At 42.3% G+C, this 369-nt stretch carries 2 protein-coding genes; both read left to right on the top strand.

The window, feature by feature from the left end; all coding sequences use genetic code 11:
* Positions 1-202 (top strand): hypothetical protein (locus F0L74_RS34690; RefSeq protein ID WP_213087182.1); only part of this gene is annotated, 202 nt, incomplete at its 5' end.
* On the top strand, positions 180-369 hold a 190-nt coding region (locus F0L74_RS34685; RefSeq protein ID WP_213087181.1), incomplete at its 3' end, for a hypothetical protein. The genes F0L74_RS34690 and F0L74_RS34685, both read left to right, overlap by 23 nt.

The following is a 369-nucleotide window of genomic DNA, read 5'->3' as shown; positions in this document are numbered from 1 at the left end:
TGTGCTCTCAAATAATAGCATGAAACCAGCCCATTTACAACGGCACCTCAGTACCAAGCATCTTTCCTGTGTGGGTAAGACAGCAGAGTTTTTCCATAGAAAGTTGTCGGAATTTAAGGGAAGTCAAGAGAAATTAAAGAAAGCAACTGCAGTATCAACCAAAGCATTGGAAGCCTCATATGCTGTCGCTACTTGTGGCTAAGTCCAAAAAGCCGTTTACTATAGCTGAGGAGCTAATTTTGCCTGCTGCTGTTATTCTCGCAGAAACAATGATTGATAAGAAAGCAGCTGATGCACTGAAGACTGTACCATTGTCAAATAACACGATGTGCCGCAGGATTGATGACATGGGCGTTGATATTGTTGATC

It is taken from the genome of Chitinophaga agrisoli, from assembly GCF_008386695.1.
In the GTDB taxonomy this organism is placed as follows: Bacteria; Bacteroidota; Bacteroidia; order Chitinophagales; family Chitinophagaceae; genus Chitinophaga; species Chitinophaga agrisoli.
This window is presented reverse-complemented; position numbering and strand designations above follow the sequence as displayed.